The organism is Streptomyces sp. NPDC043867, from assembly GCF_056435845.1.
This window is the reverse complement of sequence record NZ_JBWKDS010000026.1, coordinates 22,437-40,729: the sequence shown is the minus strand read 5'-3', so window position 1 is coordinate 40,729 and position 18,293 is coordinate 22,437. Positions and strand designations below refer to the sequence as shown.

17 protein-coding genes are annotated in these 18,293 nt (G+C 71.9%); 7 read left to right on the top strand and 10 right to left on the bottom strand.

Going from position 1 to position 18,293, the window contains the following annotated elements:
• Window positions 1–936, top strand: a complete 936-nt coding sequence (locus tag AC069T_RS24650) for a dihydrodipicolinate synthase family protein (protein ID WP_478784777.1) — start codon at window positions 1–3, stop codon at window positions 934–936.
• A 37-nt stretch (window positions 937–973) separates the two neighbouring features.
• Here AC069T_RS24650 and AC069T_RS24645 read toward each other — a convergent pair whose 3' ends face one another.
• From AC069T_RS24645 to leuA, 3 genes are all read right to left on the bottom strand, one after another.
• Window positions 974–2,185 carry a sialidase family protein gene (locus AC069T_RS24645; protein ID WP_478784776.1) on the bottom strand — a complete coding sequence of 404 codons (1,212 nt, stop codon included), beginning with the start codon at window positions 2,183–2,185 and terminating at the stop codon, window positions 974–976.
• 143 nt (window positions 2,186–2,328) lie between these two features.
• Entirely contained in the window at window positions 2,329–3,033 is a 705-nt protein-coding gene (locus AC069T_RS24640) for a TerB family tellurite resistance protein (protein WP_478784775.1), read from the bottom strand.
• 184 nt (window positions 3,034–3,217) lie between these two features.
• Window positions 3,218–4,939: a 2-isopropylmalate synthase gene (gene leuA, locus AC069T_RS24635; protein ID WP_478784774.1), complete on the bottom strand. Its 1,722-nt coding sequence runs from the start codon at window positions 4,937–4,939 to the stop codon at window positions 3,218–3,220.
• A 320-nt stretch (window positions 4,940–5,259) separates the two neighbouring features.
• Here leuA and AC069T_RS24630 point away from each other — a divergent pair, with 320 nt between their 5' ends.
• From AC069T_RS24630 to AC069T_RS24615, 4 genes are all read left to right on the top strand, one after another.
• Complete coding sequence (locus AC069T_RS24630) at window positions 5,260–6,333, top strand: M4 family metallopeptidase (protein WP_478784773.1); 1,074 nt, start codon at window positions 5,260–5,262, stop codon at window positions 6,331–6,333.
• A gap of 38 nt (window positions 6,334–6,371) precedes the next feature.
• Window positions 6,372–6,638 (top strand): protealysin inhibitor emfourin, encoded by a 267-nt coding sequence (locus AC069T_RS24625; RefSeq protein ID WP_478784772.1) that lies wholly within the window; start codon window positions 6,372–6,374, stop codon window positions 6,636–6,638.
• A 152-nt stretch (window positions 6,639–6,790) separates the two neighbouring features.
• The gene (locus tag AC069T_RS24620) at window positions 6,791–8,107 is read left to right on the top strand and encodes a GH1 family beta-glucosidase (RefSeq protein WP_478784771.1); all 1,317 of its coding nucleotides are present in this window, start codon (window positions 6,791–6,793) and stop codon (window positions 8,105–8,107) included.
• 90 nt (window positions 8,108–8,197) lie between these two features.
• Window positions 8,198–9,013, top strand: a complete 816-nt coding sequence (locus tag AC069T_RS24615; RefSeq protein ID WP_478784770.1) for a GNAT family N-acetyltransferase — start codon at window positions 8,198–8,200, stop codon at window positions 9,011–9,013.
• 123 nt (window positions 9,014–9,136) lie between these two features.
• Here AC069T_RS24615 and era read toward each other — a convergent pair whose 3' ends face one another.
• A complete protein-coding gene (era, locus tag AC069T_RS24610) occupies window positions 9,137–10,096 on the bottom strand; it encodes a GTPase Era (RefSeq protein WP_358851046.1) in 960 nt (319 codons plus the stop codon).
• Window positions 10,097–10,316: 220 nt separating this feature from the next.
• On the opposite strand from era, the gene AC069T_RS24605 reads away from it, so the two are divergent.
• Complete coding sequence (locus tag AC069T_RS24605; RefSeq protein WP_478784769.1) at window positions 10,317–11,624, top strand: ammonium transporter; 1,308 nt, start codon at window positions 10,317–10,319, stop codon at window positions 11,622–11,624.
• Window positions 11,621–11,959: a P-II family nitrogen regulator gene (locus tag AC069T_RS24600; RefSeq protein ID WP_358851044.1), complete on the top strand. Its 339-nt coding sequence runs from the start codon at window positions 11,621–11,623 to the stop codon at window positions 11,957–11,959. Before AC069T_RS24605 ends, AC069T_RS24600 begins: the two co-directional genes overlap by 4 nt.
• Window positions 11,960–12,118: 159 nt before the next feature.
• On the opposite strand, the gene AC069T_RS24595 is transcribed toward AC069T_RS24600, so the two are convergent.
• The 6 genes from AC069T_RS24595 to AC069T_RS24570 all read right to left on the bottom strand — a co-directional run bounded on the left by AC069T_RS24595 (window position 12,119) and on the right by AC069T_RS24570 (window position 18,080).
• Complete coding sequence (locus tag AC069T_RS24595) at window positions 12,119–12,472, bottom strand: cytidine deaminase (protein WP_388783203.1); 354 nt, start codon at window positions 12,470–12,472, stop codon at window positions 12,119–12,121.
• 33 nt (window positions 12,473–12,505) lie between these two features.
• The gene (locus tag AC069T_RS24590) at window positions 12,506–12,865 is read right to left on the bottom strand and encodes an MmcQ/YjbR family DNA-binding protein (RefSeq protein WP_478784768.1); all 360 of its coding nucleotides are present in this window, start codon (window positions 12,863–12,865) and stop codon (window positions 12,506–12,508) included.
• The gene (locus AC069T_RS24585; protein ID WP_478784767.1) at window positions 12,862–14,169 is read right to left on the bottom strand and encodes a hemolysin family protein; all 1,308 of its coding nucleotides are present in this window, start codon (window positions 14,167–14,169) and stop codon (window positions 12,862–12,864) included. Before AC069T_RS24585 ends, AC069T_RS24590 begins: the two co-directional genes overlap by 4 nt.
• Window positions 14,170–14,181: 12 nt before the next feature.
• Window positions 14,182–14,679, bottom strand: coding sequence for an rRNA maturation RNase YbeY (gene ybeY / locus AC069T_RS24580; protein ID WP_476751619.1), 498 nt, complete (start codon window positions 14,677–14,679; stop codon window positions 14,182–14,184).
• Window positions 14,680–14,691: 12 nt separating this feature from the next.
• On the bottom strand, window positions 14,692–16,839 hold the full coding sequence (locus AC069T_RS24575) for a PhoH family protein (protein WP_478784766.1): 2,148 nt from the start codon (window positions 16,837–16,839) through the stop codon (window positions 14,692–14,694).
• A 131-nt stretch (window positions 16,840–16,970) separates the two neighbouring features.
• Entirely contained in the window at window positions 16,971–18,080 is a 1,110-nt protein-coding gene (locus AC069T_RS24570; protein ID WP_478784765.1) for a carbohydrate kinase family protein, read from the bottom strand.
• Window positions 18,081–18,293 lie beyond the last annotated feature (213 nt).

The following is an 18,293-nucleotide window of genomic DNA, read 5'->3' as shown; positions in this document are numbered from 1 at the left end:
ATGTCGATCCCCGCCCTGCTGCGCGGTGTCGTACCGCCCGTCTGCACGCCCCTGACACCGGACGGCGAGGTGGACGTCCGCTCGCTCGTCGCGCTGGTGGACCATCTGGTGGCGGGCGGGGTGCACGCGCTGTTCGTCCTCGGCTCGACGTCGGAGGCGGCGTATCTGACGGACGCGCAGCGCAGACTGGTCGTGGAGACCGTGGCCGGTCATGTCGCCGGCGGGCTGCCCGTCCTCGCCGGGGTCATCGACATGACGACCCCCCGCGTCCTCGACCACGTCGCGGCCGTCACCGCGGCCGGCGCGGACGCCGTCGTGGCCACCGCGCCCTTCTACACCCGCACCCATCCCGCCGAGATCGCCCGCCACTACCGGCTGCTCGCCGCCCGCTCGCCGGTGCCGGTCTTCGCCTACGACCTCCCCGTCGGCGTCCACACCAAGCTGTCCGCCGAGCTGGTCCTCGAACTCGCCGCCGACGGCACCCTGGCCGGTCTCAAGGACTCCAGCGGCGACCTCGCCGCCTTCCGCACGGTCGTGCTCGGCGCCCGCGCGCACCCGGACATCGCCCGCTTCACGGTCCTGACCGGCTCCGAGCTGATCGCCGACTCCGCGCTCGCGCTGGGGGCGGACGGCGTGGTGCCCGGCCTCGGGAACGTCGATCCCGCCGGGTACGTACGGCTGGACCGGCTCTGCCGGGAGGGCGACCGGGCGGGGGCGCGGGCCGAGCAGGAGCGGTTGTGCGCGCTGTTCGGGATGGTGGGGGTCGGGGATCCCGCCCGGATGGGGGGCAGCTCGTCGGCGCTCGGCGCGTTCAAGGCGGCGCTGCACCTCCGGGGCGTCATCGCGTGCCCGGCCACGGCGGAGCCGCAGGTGCCCCTGTCGGAGGCGGAGGTGGAGCGGGTGGGGAAGTACCTGGCGGCGGCGGGGCTGCTGTGAGGGGTTCTCCGCCCCGGCGCCGGAAGGCCAGCCGGCGCTAACCGCTCAGCGGCACCCGGCGGAACTCGATCGTCTCGTACGGTCCCGCCGTACCCGTCTCGTACAGCACGCCGACCCTGCCGGCACTCAGCTGCACGAGGTCGGAGTACGCCGCCCGGCGCTGCGAGAGCGTCACCGCCCGGACGAAGGTCGCCCCGGCGTCCCCGCTGCGCCAGAGGGCCATCGCCTGCCGGGCGTTCGGGACGGAGGGCCCCGAGAAGAGCAGCGGGCCGTTCGCCCCGCTCAGTCGCAGCACGCTGCCCTGGACGACCGGCACGTCGTCCAGGGTGGACTGCACGGCGTACGGCCGGTCCAGCGTCCGCCCGCCGTCGCTGGAGTAGCTGTCGAGCCGGTTGCCCGCGCCGGTCCCGTTCTGGTCCCGGGCGCTGAAGTAGAGCCGCCCGTCGGCCAGTTCGGCGGCGCTGCTCTCGTTGGCGTTGTCGTGCCCGTCGTAGGAGTCGTCGACGTAGCCCGGCCGCCAGCTGCGGCCGCCGTCGTCGCTCAGCAGGGCGTGGGCGCCGTAGTACCTGGCCTCCTGGCCGGAGTCGGCGGAGCCCTCGGGCGGCGCGGCGGAGTGGTTGGACGGCACGACCAGGCGCCCGGCGTGCGGCCCGCGGGTGAGGGCGACCGCGTGTCCCGGCCCTGTCGCGTACCACCGCCAGTCCGGCCGCTTCGCCTGCGCCGTGATGTCGCGCGGGGCCGAGAAGCGGCGCCCGTCGTCGCGGCTCGTCTGCACGAAGACGCGGCGGCTCCGCGCGGGCGTCACCTCCCCGCGCATGATCTGCGCCTCGGTGACGGTTCCGCCGTTGTACGAGGTGACGAGGACGATCCGGCCGGTCCGCGGGTCGATCACGGGTGCCGGGTTGCCCCGGGTGTCGCCGTTCCCGGCGGCGACTACGCGCAGCGGCCCCCAGGTACAGCCGCCGTCGGAGGAGCGCCTGAGGACGACGTCGATGTCGCCGGTGTCGCCCGCGCCGTTGTGCCTGCCCTCGGCGAAGGCGAGCACGGTACCGGCCGGCGTCCTGAGGGTCGCCGGGACGCGGTAGGTGTCGTAGCCGTCCCGGCCCGCGGTGTAGGGCACGGACGAGGTGCAGCCCCGTGCGGCGGCCGGGGCGGCGGACGCGGCGTCGGCCCCCGCTCCGGTGACCGCGAGGGCGGCGAGGATTCCTACGGCCGCGGCCGACGCCGTCGTACGGCTCGTGAGGGACATGACGCTCCCGGGGCTGCGAGGGACATGGGACGTGGGATGTCTGTGGCCCCGGTGAAGCTACTGCGCCCCCGACGGCTCGGCAACACCCGCACACGTACGGCGTGTTGACCGGGTCCCGCACGCGGGGGCCGGCGCGCGAAGCCCTAGGACGGCGTACGCGCCGCCGCCAGCAGCCGGGTCACGTCGTCCGAGCAGATCGTGAGCGCCGCGCCGACCGTGGCGAGGACGTCCCGCTCGGCCGGCGTGTAGGGCCCGTCGGCCAGGGCGATGCGGGCGCCCTGGAGCAGGACCGCCTCCCTGCCGACGGCGGCGAGGTGCGGTGCCAGCGGGTCGAGGGCCTCGTGGAGCTCGATGGCCAGCCCCGCCCCGCACGGTTCGCCGAAGAAGCGGCCCGTGTCGGCGGCGAGGGCCTCCACGAGGGCGTTCAGCTGCTCCTCGGTGCAGTCGTCGAAGCCGGCGGCGCGCACCGCGGCGGCCGCGGTCTCCAGGGCGGCGCGGGAGCAGGTGCCGCCCGCCGCGAGGATCGCGAGCGCGACCGTGTGCACGGCGTCGCGGAGCATCGCCGAGAACCGGGTCGTGGTGGGGTGGTCGAGGACGTCGGTGCCGAAGTGCCCGCGGCAGGCGGCGCATTCGACGACGGGGCCGGTCTCGCCGCGGGCGAGGAGCGGGACGCCGAGGAGGGTGAAGCGGCGGCGGCCGGTCAGCCGCTGGTAGTTGCGGTCGCCCCCGCAGCCGGGGCAGAAGAACTCGCCGTCGCCGGCGGCGGTCCACGCGGTGCGGATGCCTAGAACGCGGGATACACGACCAACGCGGACAACACGGTCGTTTCGTCCCCATCCTGGCAGCACGTCGCACCTCCGTAACCCCGCGGCAGCATCGCCGCGTTGGCGTGATGTTAGCCACATTGCCGACGCGGAGTCAGTACCCCGGGCGGGACCTCTGCGTGCCCCGGCCCGGGTTTGGCCGGTAAACGACGGGGCCCGTTCCGCCTCGTCAGGCGGGACGGGCCCCGAAAGGCGCCGGTCAGGCTCGTCAGCGAGCCGTGCGGTTGACGGCGGAGACGACGGCCTTCAGCGAGGCACGTGTCGTATTCGCGTCGATGCCGATTCCCCACATGACCTTGCCGTCGATGGCGCACTCGATGTACGAGGCGGCCTGCGCGGACGCGCCCTCGCTCATCGTGTGCTCGGTGTAGTCCAGCAGCCGTACGTCGATGCCGACGGACTGCAGGGCGTCGAAGAACGCGGAGATGGGACCGTTGCCGGTGCCGGTCAGGACGGTGTCGACGCCGTCGACCGACGCCTCGACGGTCAGCGTGTCCACGCCGTCCTTGTCCGTCGTGGTCTGACCGGTCTTGACCTGGATACGGCCCCAGGGGTTCTCCGGGTTCGGCAGGTACTCGTCCTGGAAGATCGCCCAGATGTCCTTCGGGGTGACCTCGCCGCCCTCGGCGTCCGTCTTGGCCTGGATGATCTTCGAGAACTCGATCTGCATCCGGCGCGGCAGGTCCAGCTTGTGGTCGTTCTTCAGGACGTACGCGATGCCGCCCTTGCCGGACTGCGAGTTGACGCGGATGACGGCCTCGTAGGAGCGGCCGACGTCCTTCGGGTCGATCGGCAGGTACGGGACCGCCCACTCGATGTCGTCGACGGTGACGCCCCTGGCGGCCGCGTCGGCCTCCATGGCGTCGAAGCCCTTCTTGATGGCGTCCTGGTGGGAGCCGGAGAAGGAGGTGTAGACGAGGTCACCGACGTACGGGTGGCGGGCGTGGACCTCCATCTGGTTGCAGTACTCGGCGGTGCGGCGGATCTCGTCGATCTCCGAGAAGTCGATCTGCGGGTCGACACCCTGCGAGAACAGGTTCATGCCCAGGGTGACCAGATCGACGTTGCCGGTGCGCTCGCCCTGGCCGAACAGGCAGCCCTCGATGCGGTCGGCGCCGGCCATCAGCGCCAGCTCGGCCGCCGCGACCGCAGTACCGCGGTCGTTGTGCGGGTGGACGGAGAGGCAGACGTACTCGCGGCGGGTCAGGTTGCGGCTCATCCACTCGAAGCGGTCCGCGTGCGTCGAGGGGGTCGAACGCTCCACCGTGGCGGGCAGGTTGAGGATGATCTCGCGGTCCGGGCCCGGCTGCCAGACGTCCATGACGGCCTCGCAGACCTCCAGGGCGAAGTCCAGCTCGGTGTCGGTGAAGATCTCGGGGCTGTACTGGTAGCCGAAGGCGGTGCGCTCGTCGAGCAGCTTCTCGGCGTACTCGACGACCAGCCGGGTGCCGTCGACGGCGATCTGCTTGATCTCGTCCCGGGAGCCGCGGAAGACGACCCGGCGGAAGACGGGGGCCGTGGCGTTGTACAGGTGGACGGTGGCCCGCCTGGCGCCGACCAGGGACTCGACGGTCCGCTCGATCAGGTCCTCGCGGGCCTGGGTCAGCACGGAGATCGTCACGTCGTCGGGGATCGCGGTCTCGTCCTCGATGATCGAGCGGACGAAGTCGAAGTCCGTCTGGCCGGAGGCGGGGAAGCCGACCTCGATCTCCTTGTAGCCCATCTTCACCAGCAGGTCGAACATCTCGCGCTTGCGGGCGGGCGACATGGGGTCGATCAGCGCCTGGTTGCCGTCACGCAGGTCGGTGGAGAGCCAGCGGGGGGCGACGGTGATTTGGTTGTCCGGCCACGTCCGGTCGGGGATGTCGACCTGGTCGTACGGGCGGTACTTGTGGACCGGCATGGAGGTGGGCTGCTGACGGTTCGGCATGATGCGAGGGCTCCTCGAAGGTGTCCGAATGGACGGCCGACGGCGCAACGCCAGACTCCGCGGGGAGGGGGTCGGCCTCGACTACAGGCCCTCGCCGCGGCAGCTAAGAAGAAGCAGCCCGAAATGCATGATGCTCCGCAGCCTAGCCGAGCCGCGCTCCGTGCGGGGGCCTGTATCAGTATGCGGGACCGCTCGGCCGTAACGGACAAAAGGTGCGCTATACCACATGGGAGTGGACGCAGAGGCTCCTTATCGCCCCTTTTTCACCAATCATGGTTGCGGGTGGTGACAGGTGCGTGACGCAGTGCGAACGTGCCCGCATGACCGCCAATCGAGCAGGCCTCGAGCCTGTCTTCTGCACCATCGTGCCGCCCCACGTCCTCGACGCGCTCGCCCGCCACGAGGACCCCGCTCTCGCCGGACCCGCGCGCCGCACCCTGGAGCGCGACGCCCTCGAACGCACCCACCGCCGGCTGACCACGGTCCTCGGCGCCCCCGCGGCGGCCGCACCGCCGCAGGCGGAGAGCGGCAGGGCCCACCGGACGGTCTACGACGCCCGCCACCACCAGGACCTGCCCGGCAGGAAGGCGCGCGGCGAGGGCGACGAACCCGGCGCGGACGCCACGGTCAACCGGGCGTACGCGGGCCTCGGCGCCACCTTCGACCTCTACCTCCAGGCGTACGCCCGCGACTCGGTCGACGGTGCGGGCCTGCCCCTGAACGCCACCGTGCACTTCGACCGGGACTACAACAACGCGTTCTGGAACGGCGAGCAGATGGTGTTCGGCGACGGGGACGGGGAGATCTTCCTCGACTTCACCATCCCGGTCGACGTCATCGGCCACGAACTGACCCACGGCGTCACCCAGTACACGGCGAACCTCACGTACTTCGGCCAGCCGGGCGCCCTGAACGAGTCCATGTCGGACGTCTTCGGCTCCCTCATCAAGCAGTACACCCTCGGCCAGACGGCCGCCGAGGCGGACTGGCTGATCGGCGCGGGCCTGCTCGCCCCGCGCGTCACCGGCAGGGCACTGCGCTCCATGAAGGAGCCCGGCACGGCCTACGACGACGACGTGCTCGGCAAGGACCCGCAGCCCGGGACGATGGACGGCTACGTCCGCACCGGCCGCGACAACGGCGGCGTGCACATCAACTCCGGCATCCCCAACCACGCCTTCTGCCTCGCGGCCCAGGCCCTCGGCGGCCACGCCTGGGAGCGCGCCGGACAGATCTGGTACGACGTCCTGACCGGCGGGGAGCTGCGTACGGACGCGCTGTTCGCCGACTTCGCCACCCTGACCGTCGCCGCGGCGCGCGCCCGCTACGGGGACGGCGAGGAGTACCAGGCCGTGTCCAAGGCGTGGGAACAGGTCGGGGTGCGCACCCTGTAGCCGTGGCCCGCCGGACGCTTTCGTACTAGACAGGACCCATGCGTATTCAGGTACGGCGCACGGGCGGGTTCGCAGGGATCGAGCGGTGCGCGGAGGTGGACACCTCGGGGCGGGCCGATGCCTGCGCGTGGCAGACCCTGGCCGAGCGGGCGGTCGCCGCCGGCCGGGGCACGCCCGCGCCCGGGGTGCCGGACGGCTTCGCCTACGAGATCACGGTGGACGGGAGGACGGTGTACGCGGCCGACCCGCTGCTGACGGAGGAGCAGCGCGAGCTGATCTCCCACGTGCTGAAGGAGGGTGCGTAGCGCGGGGTCCCCGCGCGCTGAAGGAAGGTGCGTGAAGCGGGGCCCCGCGCGCTGAAGGAAGGCGGCGGACCCGTGGTCCCCGCGCACGCCTGGGGAGATGGGGCAACTCGCAGACCGTGCCCGCCCGTTGACTTCCCTCACCGCCGGTACGGATGATCGCGCGCATGGCGACGAACCCCCTTCCGCAGTTCCCGCCCGGCTTCCTCTGGGGCGTGTCCACCTCGGCCCACCAGATCGAGGGGGCGGCCGACCGGCGCGGCCCCTCCGTGTGGGACGCGTTCACCGCCGAGCCGGGCCGGGTGAAGGACGGCTCGACGGCGGCGGTGGCCTGCGACCACTACCACCGCTACCGCGAGGACGTGGCCCTCCTGCGCGACCTCGGAGTGGACGCGTACCGCTTCTCGGTGTCCTGGCCGCGGGTGAACTCCCCGGGCGGCCTGGACTTCTACGACCGGCTGGTCGACGAGCTCCGGGAGGCGGGCGTACGCCCCGTGCCGACGCTCTTCCACTGGGACCTCCCGCTGGAGCTGGACTGGCTGGACCGCGACACCGCCTCCCGGTTCGCCGAGTACGTGTCGGCCGTCGTCGCCCGCCTCGGCGACCGCGTGGACAAGTGGATCACTCTCAACGAACCGGCCGAGCACACCCTGCTGGGCCACGCGCTCGGCGCCCACGCCCCGGGTGAGCGGCTGCTGTTCGACGCGCTGCCGGTGGCCCACCACCAGCTGCTGGCACACGGTCTCGCGGTACGGGCGCTGCGCGCGGGCGGCGCGGTGGACATCGGGATCGCCAACTCGCACGGACCGACCTGGGCGGCCTCGGACCGTCCCGAGGACGTGGCGGCCGCCGACTTCTACGACGTCCTCCTCAACCGCCTGTTCGCGGACCCCCTGCTGCTCGGGAGCTACCCGGAGGGCATCGCCGACCTGCTGCCGGGGGACGTCGGGGCGGACCTGAAGGTCATCGCCGAGCCGCTGGACTGGTACGGGATCAACTACTACCAGCCGACGAAGGTGGGTGCCCCCGAGGGCGCGGAGATCGAGTTCGGCGGACTGACGCTGCCGGCCGAACTCCCCTTCTCGGTACGAGAACTGGAGGGCTACCCCGTCACGGACTTCGGCTGGCCGGTGGTCCCGGAGGCACTGACCGAGCTGCTCACCGGTTTCGCCGAGCGCTACGGCGACCGGCTCCCGCCGGTGGTCGTCACCGAGAACGGCTGCTCGTACGAGGGGCTGGACGACCAGGAGCGGATCGCCTTCCTGGACGGCCATGTCCGCGCGCTGCACCGGGCGTCGGAGGCGGGCGTCGACGTCCGCGGCTACTTCGTGTGGTCGCTGCTCGACAACTTCGAGTGGGCGGAGGGGTACGCGCGCCGCTTCGGCCTGGTCCACGTCGACCGCGACACGCTGGAGCGGACACCGAAGGCGTCGTACCACTGGCTGCGGGAGGCCCTGCGGGCGCGGGGATGACGGCGCCGGAACACCCGCCCGAAGAGACGGCCGGGAGCGGACCGGATATCGGATGCCCCGACCGGTGCCCGTGGTCTTGGATGGGGGATCATGACCACCCCTCACCAGTCTCTCGGCCCTCTCGAGCACTACTACGACTCGGTACCGCGCGCCGCCGCCCGGGCGGAGGACTTCGGACCGCTCACCCTGTTCGTACGGGAGGGTCCCGGCTGGCCGTACTACGCGCGGCCCGCGCTCGGGTGGCAGGGACCCGCGGCCACCGCCGAGGACGTCGGCCGGGTCAGGGCCCGGCAGCGCGAACTCGGCGTGCCCGAGGCGTTCGAGTGGGTGGCGGAGGTGACGCCGGGGCTGCGGGAGGCCGTCGAGGCGTCCGGGCTGCGGGTGCACGAGCATCCGCTGATGGTCCGGGACACCGACGTCACCCTGCCCGCCCCGCACCCCCTCGTCCGCGTCCTCGGACCGGACGACCCGTTCCTGGCCAGTGCCCTCGCGCTGCCGCACCTGGCCTTCGCGGCCCCCGGCACCGCCGTCGGCGAGGCCGGGCCGGCCGAACTGGCCGCCGAGACCACCGCGCGCGCCGGTGACGTGCCCGGCGCCGCCGACCGGATCCGGGCGGGCCGCACCGTGCTGGCCGCCGCGATCGAGAACGGCGTCGCGCTCTGCTCCGGGATGCACCTGCCGGTCGGCCCGGTGACCGAGGTGGCGGGCGTGGGCACCCTGCCGTCCGCCCGCCGGCGCGGCGTGGGGCTCGCCGTCACCGCCGCCCTGGTGGCCGACGCCGAGGCCCGCGGCGTCGGCACCGTGTTCCTGTCGGCCGGGGACGACGACGTGGCCCGCATGTACGGCCGGCTGGGATTCCGCCGGGTCGCCACGGCCCTGATCGCGGAACCCGCCGACCAGAGTTAGGGCCGGGGTTCCTCCTGCGGGCGCGTGCCGGAGGACGCCCGCGGCCCCCGTCGTCCACAGCGGCGGGCGCGGCGGGCGGCGGGTCGGCTCGGGAACGGGCCGGAGCCTCCCGGCCCGGGGACCTCAGAACCCGAGCTTGCGCAGCTGCCGCGGGTCCCGCTGCCAGTCCTTGGCGACCTTCACGTGCAGGTCGAGGAAGACCGGCGTGCCCAGCAGCGCCTCGATCTGCTTGCGGGACTTGATGCCGACCTCCTTGAGCCGCTTGCCCTTCGGGCCGATGACGATGCCCTTCTGGCTGGGCCGCTCGATGTAGACGAAGGCGTGGATGTCGAGGAGCGGCTTGTCGGCGGGCCGGTCCTCGCGGGGCAGCATCTCCTCGACGACGACGGCGATGGAGTGCGGCAGCTCGTCGCGCACGCCCTCCAGCGCGGCCTCGCGGATCAGCTCCGCCACCATGACCTGCTCGGGCTCGTCGGTGAGGTCGCCCTCCGGATAGAGCGCCGGGCCCTTCGGGAGGAGCGGGACCAGCAGGTCGGACAGCAGACCGACCTGGTCGTCGGCGACCGCGGACACCGGCACGATCTCCGCCCACTCGAAGCCGAGCTCCGTGCCGAGCTGGTCGATCGCGATGAGCTGCTCGGCGAGCGTCTTGCTGTCCACGAGGTCGGTCTTCGTGACGATCGCGATCTTCGGCGTCTTCTTGATCGACGCCAGCTCCTTCGCGATGAAGCGGTCGCCGGGGCCCAGCTTCTCGTTCGCCGGCAGACAGAAACCGATCACGTCGACCTCGGCCCAGGTCGTGCGTACGACGTCGTTGAGCCGCTCGCCGAGGAGCGTGCGCGGCTTGTGCAGCCCGGGGGTGTCCACCAGGATCAGCTGCGCGTCCGGCCGGTGCACGATGCCGCGCACCGTGTGCCGGGTGGTCTGCGGCTGGTTCGCGGTGATCGCCACCTTCTGGCCGACCAGAGCATTCGTGAGGGTGGACTTGCCCGCGTTGGGACGGCCCACGAAGCAGGCGAAGCCGGCGCGGTGTGTGGCCTCGGACGGCTCGGATGACTCGGTACGAACGCTCATGGCGCCCATTGTCCCTGATCGTCGGGCGGCCGCCGTACCAAGGTTCCCAAGGACTTCCCCGCCGGGATCACCCGGCCCGCCCCCGGGCTGCGGCCGGTGAGGTCCCGGAAACGCCCGCGCAACACGAAACACGCCGGAAACGTGCGTGTGCGCGACCCGAAACGCGGGCCGGTGACCCTCTGACGACGCCCCCGCACGTCGGACGCCGCCCCGCACCGCTGGAGAGACTGTGATCCTGGCCGCCCCGCACCTCGACACCGGCGACACCGCCTGGCTGCTCGCCGCCACCGCGCTCGTCCTGCTGATGACCCCGGGCCTCGCCCTGTTCTACGGCGGCATGGTCCGCACGAAGAGCGTCCTCAACATGCTGATGATGAGCTTCGTGTCGATCGCCCTGGTCACGGTCGTGTGGCTGGCCGCCGGCTACTCACTCGCGTTCGGCGACGACGCCTTCGGCGGGCTGATCGGCGGCCTGAAGCACGCCGGGATGGCGGACCTCGGCCCGGACAGCGTCCAGGGCACGGTCCCCACCCTCCTCTTCGCCACCTTCCAGCTGACCTTCGCGATCATCACGGCCGCGCTGATCAGCGGTGCGATCGCCGACCGGGCGAAGTTCGGGGCGTGGCTGGTCTTCGTACCGCTGTGGGCGCTGCTCGTATACGTTCCCGTCGCCCACTGGGTGTGGGGCCCGGGCGGCTGGATCCTCGACGCACTGGGCGCGCTGGACTTCGCGGGCGGACTGCCCGTCGAGATCACCTCCGGCGCCTCGGGACTCGCCCTGTGCCTGGTCCTCGGCCCGCGCCTGGGCTTCAAGAAGGACGCCATGCGGCCGCACAACCTGCCCATGGTCATGCTGGGCGCCGGTCTGCTCTGGTTCGGCTGGTTCGGCTTCAACGCGGGTTCGGCACTCGGCGCGAACGGTCTCGCCGCCGCCGCGTTCCTCAACACCCTCGCCGCCGGCTGCACCGGCCTGCTGGGCTGGCTCGTCGTGGAGCAGCGCCGCGACGGGCACCCCACCACGCTGGGATCGGCGTCCGGCGCCGTCGCCGGTCTCGTCGCGATCACTCCGTCCTGCGGCTCGGTCTCCCTGCTGGGCGCCCTCGTCGTCGGCCTCGCCGCCGGTGTCGTCTGCTCGTACGCGGTGGGCTGGAAGTTCAAGCTGAACTACGACGACTCGCTCGACGTGGTCGGCGTCCACCTCGTCGGCGGTGTCATCGGCACCCTCCTCATCGGCGTCTTCGCGACGGAGTCGATGACCAAGGGCGCCGAGGGGCTGCTCTACGGCGGCGGGTTCGGCCAGCTCGGCAGGCAGCTGGTCGCCGTTCTGGCCGTCGGGGCGTACGCCTTCGTCGTCACGTACGGGCTCGGGAAGCTGATCGACAGGCTGCTGGGCTTCCGCGCCGACGAGGAGCAGGAGCAGACGGGTCTCGACCTTACGGTGCACGCCGAGACCGCTTACGATCACGGGGTTCTGGGGCACGGCGCCCCGGTGTCGTCGTCCGTCCTCCACGCCCAGAAGGTCAAGGCCCAGGCATGAAACTGATCACCGCCATCGTCAAGCCGTACCGCCTCGACGAGGTCAAGACCGCCCTCCAGGAACTCGGCGTGAACGGCATGACCGTCACGGAGGCCAGCGGGTACGGGCGTCAGCGCGGCCACACGGAGGTGTACCGCGGCGCCGAGTACCGGGTCGACCTCGTCCCGAAGGTCCGCATCGAGGTCGTCGTCGGGGACGCCGACGCGGACGCCGCGATCGACGCGATCGTCAAGGCGGCCCACACCGGCAAGATCGGCGACGGCAAGGTCTGGTCGGTCCCGGTGGAGACGGTGGTCCGCGTCCGCACCGACGAACGAGGCCCGGACGCCCTCTGACCCGGCCCGGCGGCCCGGCTCTCGCGGAGGGGTGAAGTCCGGCCCTCCGGCGTCCGAAAAGAAAGCCGGGGCGCAGAAGCCCCACCCGCGGTCCCGCCACCGGCGGGGAAAGACCCGCAGGTGGGGACCTCCGAAAGAGGCCGCACCCCCGGGGTTGGTTCAGCCCGCGCTGACGGTCGCCCGAACCACCCCGTCGCCCCCGGCGACCAGCACCGGCGTCCCGGGCCCCCCGAGATCCCGCACCGCCGCCAGATCCTCCGCGGACGCGGCCTCCGCGTCCGTCACGACCGCCGCCGCCTCCAGCGACGTCGCCCCCGACGCCACCGCCATCGCCACCGCGGTCTGCAGCGCGCTCAGCTTCAGGGAGTCCAGGCCGACGGTCCCGGCGACATACGTCCGTCCGGTCTCGTCCCGTACGGCGGCCCCCTCGGGCACACCGTTGCGGGCCCGGGCGGAACGGGCCAGGGTGACGATCTTGCGGTCCTCGGGATCGAGGGCGGGAGTCTCGGTCATACGAGGAGCTTATCGACCCGTCGGACAGAGGCCTCAGGGCCGGTCGAGCCGGAGCCGCTCGGACTTCGGCAGACCGGCGACCACCAGGTCGTACGAGTCCTCGATCAGCTCCCTCACCAGGCGGTCCGGGAGGGCGCCGTCCACCGTCACGGTGTTCCAGTGCCGCTTGTTCATGTGGTACCCGGGGGCGATCAGGCCGGGATGCTCCTCGCGCAGCCGGACCGCGTCGTCGGGGTCGCACTTCAGGTTGACCCTGAGCGGTCGCCCGTCCAGGTTCGTGAGCGCGAAGAGCTTGCCGAGCACCTTGAAGACGGACGTGTCCGGATTGAAAGGGAACTCTTCGACGGTCGCGTTGAAGGAGAGGCAGAACGCGCGCAGCGCCTGGGGCGTCACTCCGCCACCACCTCCTCCTCCGGCACCCGGTCCTCGCTCACCGGCTCCACGAGCACCGTCACGATCTTGTTGCGCCGGCCGGCGGAGTCCTCCGCGGTGAGCCGCAGTTCCCGGCCGTCGGGGAGTTCCACCGCGGCGGAGGCACCGGCGATGGGCACCCGGCCGAGCGCCTTGGCCAGCAGCCCGCCGACCGTCTCCACGTCCTCGTCGTCGTACGCCTCGAAGCCGTACAGCTCACCGAGGTCCCCGATGTCCAGACGGGCCGTCACCCGGTAGCGGTCCTCGCCCAGTTCGTCGACGGGGGGCAGCTCGCGGTCGTACTCGTCGGTGATCTCGCCGACGATCTCCTCCAGGATGTCCTCGATGGTGACGATCCCGGCCGTGCCGCCGTACTCGTCGATGACCACGGCGACGTGGTTGCGTTCCTGCTGCATCTCGCGGAGCAGGTCGCCCGCGTTCTTCGTGTCGGGCACGAAGGCGGCGGGCCGCATCGCCGTGGACACCAGCTCGTTCTCCGCGTCCCGGCTGATGTGCGTCTTGCGCGCCAGGTCCTTCAAGTACACGATCCCGACGACGTCGTCCTCGCTCTCCCCGGTGACCGGGATGCGCGAGAAGCCGGAGCGCAGGGCGAGCGTCAACGCCTGCCGGATGGTCTTGTAGCGCTCGATGACGACGAGGTCGGTGCGCGGCACCATCACCTCGCGGACGAGGGTGTCGCCCAGCTCGAAGACGGAGTGCACCATGCGGCGCTCCTCGTCCTCGATGAGGGACTCCTTCTCGGCGAGGTCGACGAGCGCGCGCAGCTCGGCCTCGGAGGCGAACGGGCCGCGGCGGAAGCCCTTTCCGGGCGTGAGCGCGTTGCCGATGAGGATCAGCAGGGGCGGGATGGGCCCCATGACCCGCGCCAGCGGCAGCAGCACGTAGGCGGCCGCGGTCGCCGTGTTCATGGGGTGCTGGCGGCCGATGGTGCGCGGGGACACCCCGACCGCCACGTAACTGACGAGGACCATCACGCCGATGGCGACCGCGAGGGCCTGCCAGGTCTTGTCGAACTCCTTCAGACACGCGTACGTGACGAGGGCGGCGGCGGCCATCTCGCACGTGATGCGCACCAGCAGGGCGACGTTCAGATAGCGGGTCGGGTCGGCTGCGACCTGCGCGAGCTTGGCACTGCCGCGCCGCCCGCCGCGGACGGCCTCCTCCGCGCGGAAGCTGGAGACGCGCGCGATGCCCGCCTCCGCGCAGGCGGCGAGCCAGGCGACGACGACGAGCGCGATGGCACCGGTGACGAGCTGAGGACTCATGAGGCCCCGCCCCTAGGAGACGGTCGGGGCCGGGGAGGGGCCGGTCAGGCCCTTCTCCGTGCGCCAGCCGTCCACGATGGCCGCCTGCAGCCCGAACATCTCGGCCTTCTCGTCCGGCTCCTCGTGGTCGTAGCCGAGGAGGTGCAGCACTCCGTGGACGGTCAGGAGCTGGAGCTCCTCGTCCATGGAGTGCTGCGTCGGGGCGTCCTTGCCCTGCCGCTCCGCGACCTCCGGGCAGAGCACGATGTCGCCGAGCAGGCCCTGCGGGGGCTCGTCGTCGTCCTTCGCCGGCGGACGCAGCTCGTCCATCGGGAAGGACATGACGTCCGTGGGCCCGGGCAGGTCCATCCACTGGATGTGCAGCTGCTCCATGGCGTCGGCGTCCACGGCGATCACCGAGAGCTCGGAGAGCGGGTGGATGCGCATCCGCGCGAGCGCGTAGCGGGCGATGTCGAGGATCGCCTGCTCGTCGACCTCGGTTCCGGACTCGTTGTTGACGTCGATCGACATGGTCGTGCGGTTCTACTTCCCCTTGGGTCCGGCTGTGCCGCGGCTCTTGTGCGTGCCGTTCTCGGTGCCGTGCGTGCTGTCGTACTTCTCGTACGCGTCGACGATACGGCCGACCAGCTTGTGCCGGACGACGTCGTGGGACGTCAGGCGCGAGAAGTGGACGTCGTCGAGGCCCTCCAGGATGTCCTGGACCTGCCGCAGACCGGACTTCGTCCCGCTCGGGAGGTCCACCTGCGTCACGTCACCCGTGATCACGATCTTCGACTCGAAGCCGAGCCGGGTGAGGAACATCTTCATCTGCTCGGGGCTCGTGTTCTGAGCCTCGTCCAGGATGATGAAGGCGTCATTGAGGGTGTTGTGCGTCAGCAGATGGTCCTGTGTGACGTACAGCGAGTCCTCGGCTGCCACCTGGATGCAGACGGTCTCCTCGCGCCCCGCGGGCTCGATACTGTCGATGAATCGCATGGGGCGCCCGCCGCCCCCTGCCGCCCGGTACGTGTCACGCTTGCGGGTCAGCCGGAACGGTTCGATCTCCTCCGGAAGCCGGATGTCGACGATGTGGGCATCACGGTTGAACCGGACGTCACGGCCGTTGACCGTGCTGGGCCGCCTGCCCTCAGCCGCCCGTCGGCGGGTGTACGCGACACCGCCCAGCGACTGCACCAGCGAGATCACGTCGTCACGCAGCAGAATCGACGTGGTCGTGTACTGGATGCGGCAGGTGCGGTCCTTCTGCGTGACCGGACCACCGTCGGAGTCGAGCAGGCCCTGGAGGAGCGCCAACCGCACCTCGGCCGAGTTGTACAGGTAGTCGTCCGGCACGGACTTGCTGTGCGACCGTGTACGCAGCAGGTCCAGCTCCCGCAGGACTCGCGTGACGGGGTTCTCCAGCGTGATCACGTCACCGGGCGACTTGATCCGGTTGAGGACGTAGTCGGGGCCGCTCCTGTGCCGCACCGCGACACCGGGCAGCGCCGCGTCCAGCGCTTCGGCCAGCTCTCGGTCCGCCGTGGAGAAGGAGGGAGTCGTGGAACCCGTCAGGCATCCGTCGCCCAGCAGCAGGCCCAGCGCGTACGGATCCATCGGCACGTCGCGCTCCGGGAAGCACACCGGAGCCGTGAGCATCGGCAGTTCGTACCTGCAGGCGTGCGCAGCCCGCAGGTTGCCGATCATGTCCTGGGTCTCCAGGACCCGCCACGGTTTGTTCCGGCGCTTGTCGGAGGCGGTACGGACCGTCCACAGGTGCTCGCCGCAGCACAGGGTCCAGGAGCCGTCCTGCGCGGTGACGCGGTAGACGTCCTTCTCGCCCTGCGGGTACACGCCGAGGACCGGGGTCGGCTCGCCGTTGGAACCGATGACGAGATCACCGACCCGGAGGTCGCCGATGGGGCGCCAGCCGTCCGGTGTGAGGACGTTCGTGAAGACCGGTTGCGCCCTTCCACGCATGTACGCCAGCGGGGCGACCTCGATCGTGCCCGAGGCCATCAGCTTCGGGATCGAGTCCGGGTCCAGCATGTCGTGCAGCGCGTCGTACAGGGGGCGCAGGTACGGGTCGATCTTCTCGTAGAGCGTGCCGGGCAGGAAGCCGAGGCGTTCGCCGGCCTCGACCGCGGGGCGGGTGAGGATGATCCGGTTGACCTGCTTGGACTGCAGTGCCTGGACCGCCTTGGCCATGGCCAGGTAGGTCTTGCCGGTGCCCGCGGGGCCGATGCCGAAGACGACGGTGTGCTTGTCGATGGCGTCGACGTACCGCTTCTGGTTGAGCGTCTTGGGGCGGATGGTGCGGCCGCGCGAGGACAGGATGTTCTGTGTGAGCACCTCGGCGGGGGTCTCCTCGCCGTCGCCCTCCCCGTTCTCGCTCGCCCTGAGCATGGCGATCGAGCGTTCCACTGCGTCCTCCGTCATCGGCTGTCCCGTGCGGAGCACGAGCATCATCTCGTCGAACAGGCGCTGGACGAGCGCGACTTCACCCGCGTCGCCGGTCGCGCTGACCTCGTTGCCCCGGACATGGATGTCGGCCGCCGGGAAGGCCTTCTCGATCACGCGGAGCAGCGCGTCCCCGGAGCCCAGCACGGTCACCATGGGGTGCGCGGCCGGAACGGTGAACTGCGCTCTCGCCTGCCCCTGTGCGGGGTCGTGCACTGTGGGTGTGTCAGTCATGGGCCGGCTCTGTAGGCCTTGCTCGTCCTCCTCGTACCGGGGCCGCTCGGCGTGGGCCGCCCTCGCTCTGCCAAGGGTACGTCGGTGCACCGACAACGCCGTAGGCCTTTTCCACACCCGTCGCACCCGTGTCAGGCGGAGCCGCGGAAACCGATCGTGGGGACGGCCCGGCGCAGCGGCCACGGTCTGCTCACCTCGGGGATGAGGTCCTCCAGGAAGGCGTACCGGGTGAGGGCGGCGGGGGCCTGGTCGTCGACGGACTGGACGCGGCGCCACCAGGCGGCGATCTCGGACCAGCCGGGCGCCGAGAGGGAGCCGCCGAACTCCTGGACGGAGAGCGCGGCGGTCAGCCCGGCGAAGGCGAGCCGGTCGGCGAGGGGCCAGCCGGCGAGTGTGCCGGTGACGAAACCGGCGACGAAGACGTCACCGGCGCCGGTGGGGTCCAGTGCCTCCACGGCGATCGCCGGGACCACGGCGCTCTCGCCGGTGCGGCCGTCCACGGCGTACGCGCCCTCCGCGCCGAGGGTGACCACGGCGAGCGGTACGTGTTCGGTCAGCGCGTGGGCGGCGGCGCGGGGGCAGTCGGCGCCGGTGTAGCGCATGGCCTCCTCGGCGTTCGGCAGGAAGGCCTCGCAGTGCCGGAGGTCGGTGAGTCCGGCGAGGTCCCAGCGGCCGGTGTCGTCCCAGCCGACGTCGGCGAAGATGTGGGTGCCGGCGCGGGCAGCCTCGGCGATCCACGGTGCGCCGGTGCCGGGGATCAGCGAGGCGACGGCGGCACGCGCGCGTGGGGCGTGGTCGGGAGCGGGTTCCTCCGGGGGCGGCTCGTGCCCGTGGCTGACCATCGTCCGCTCGCCCTCGTAGGCCATCGACACGGTGACCGGCGAGTGCCAGCCGGGGACGGTGCGGGAGGGGCCGAGGTCGATGCCCTCGCCCTGTTCCAGGGCGTCCCAGCAGTACTCCCCGTAGTGGTCGTCGCCGAAGGCCGCGGCCAGGGACGTACGCAGCCCGAGGCGGGCGAGGGCGGTGGCCATGTTGGCGACGCCGCCGGGGCTGGACCCCATGCCGCGGGCCCAGGACTCGGTCCCGCGCACCGGGGCGGTGTCGAGGCCGGTGAAGACGATGTCGAGGAAGACGGTGCCCGTGAGGTAGACGTCGCACGGCGGGTCGTGCGGGGTGCGCAGCCCGGCGAGCGGGTCGACGTGGGCCTGGCGGTGCGGTCCCTCTCCGTCGGACGCGATCACGGTGGGCTCCCTGGCGTGGTGCGGATTCAGGCCAGTGTGCCACTCCCGTCGCTTCGGGCCCGGTCACCCCGGGGACGCCGCGGTCTGTGTCGGGCCTGGTCGGCGCGGGCGTGCCGGGCCGCTTCGGGCGGGGCGCGGGTCCTTCGGTGCGTCGCCGCGATCCCGGGGAGGCGGCCGGGCGTGTCCGGATCCGGACGCCGCGTCCGCCGCCCC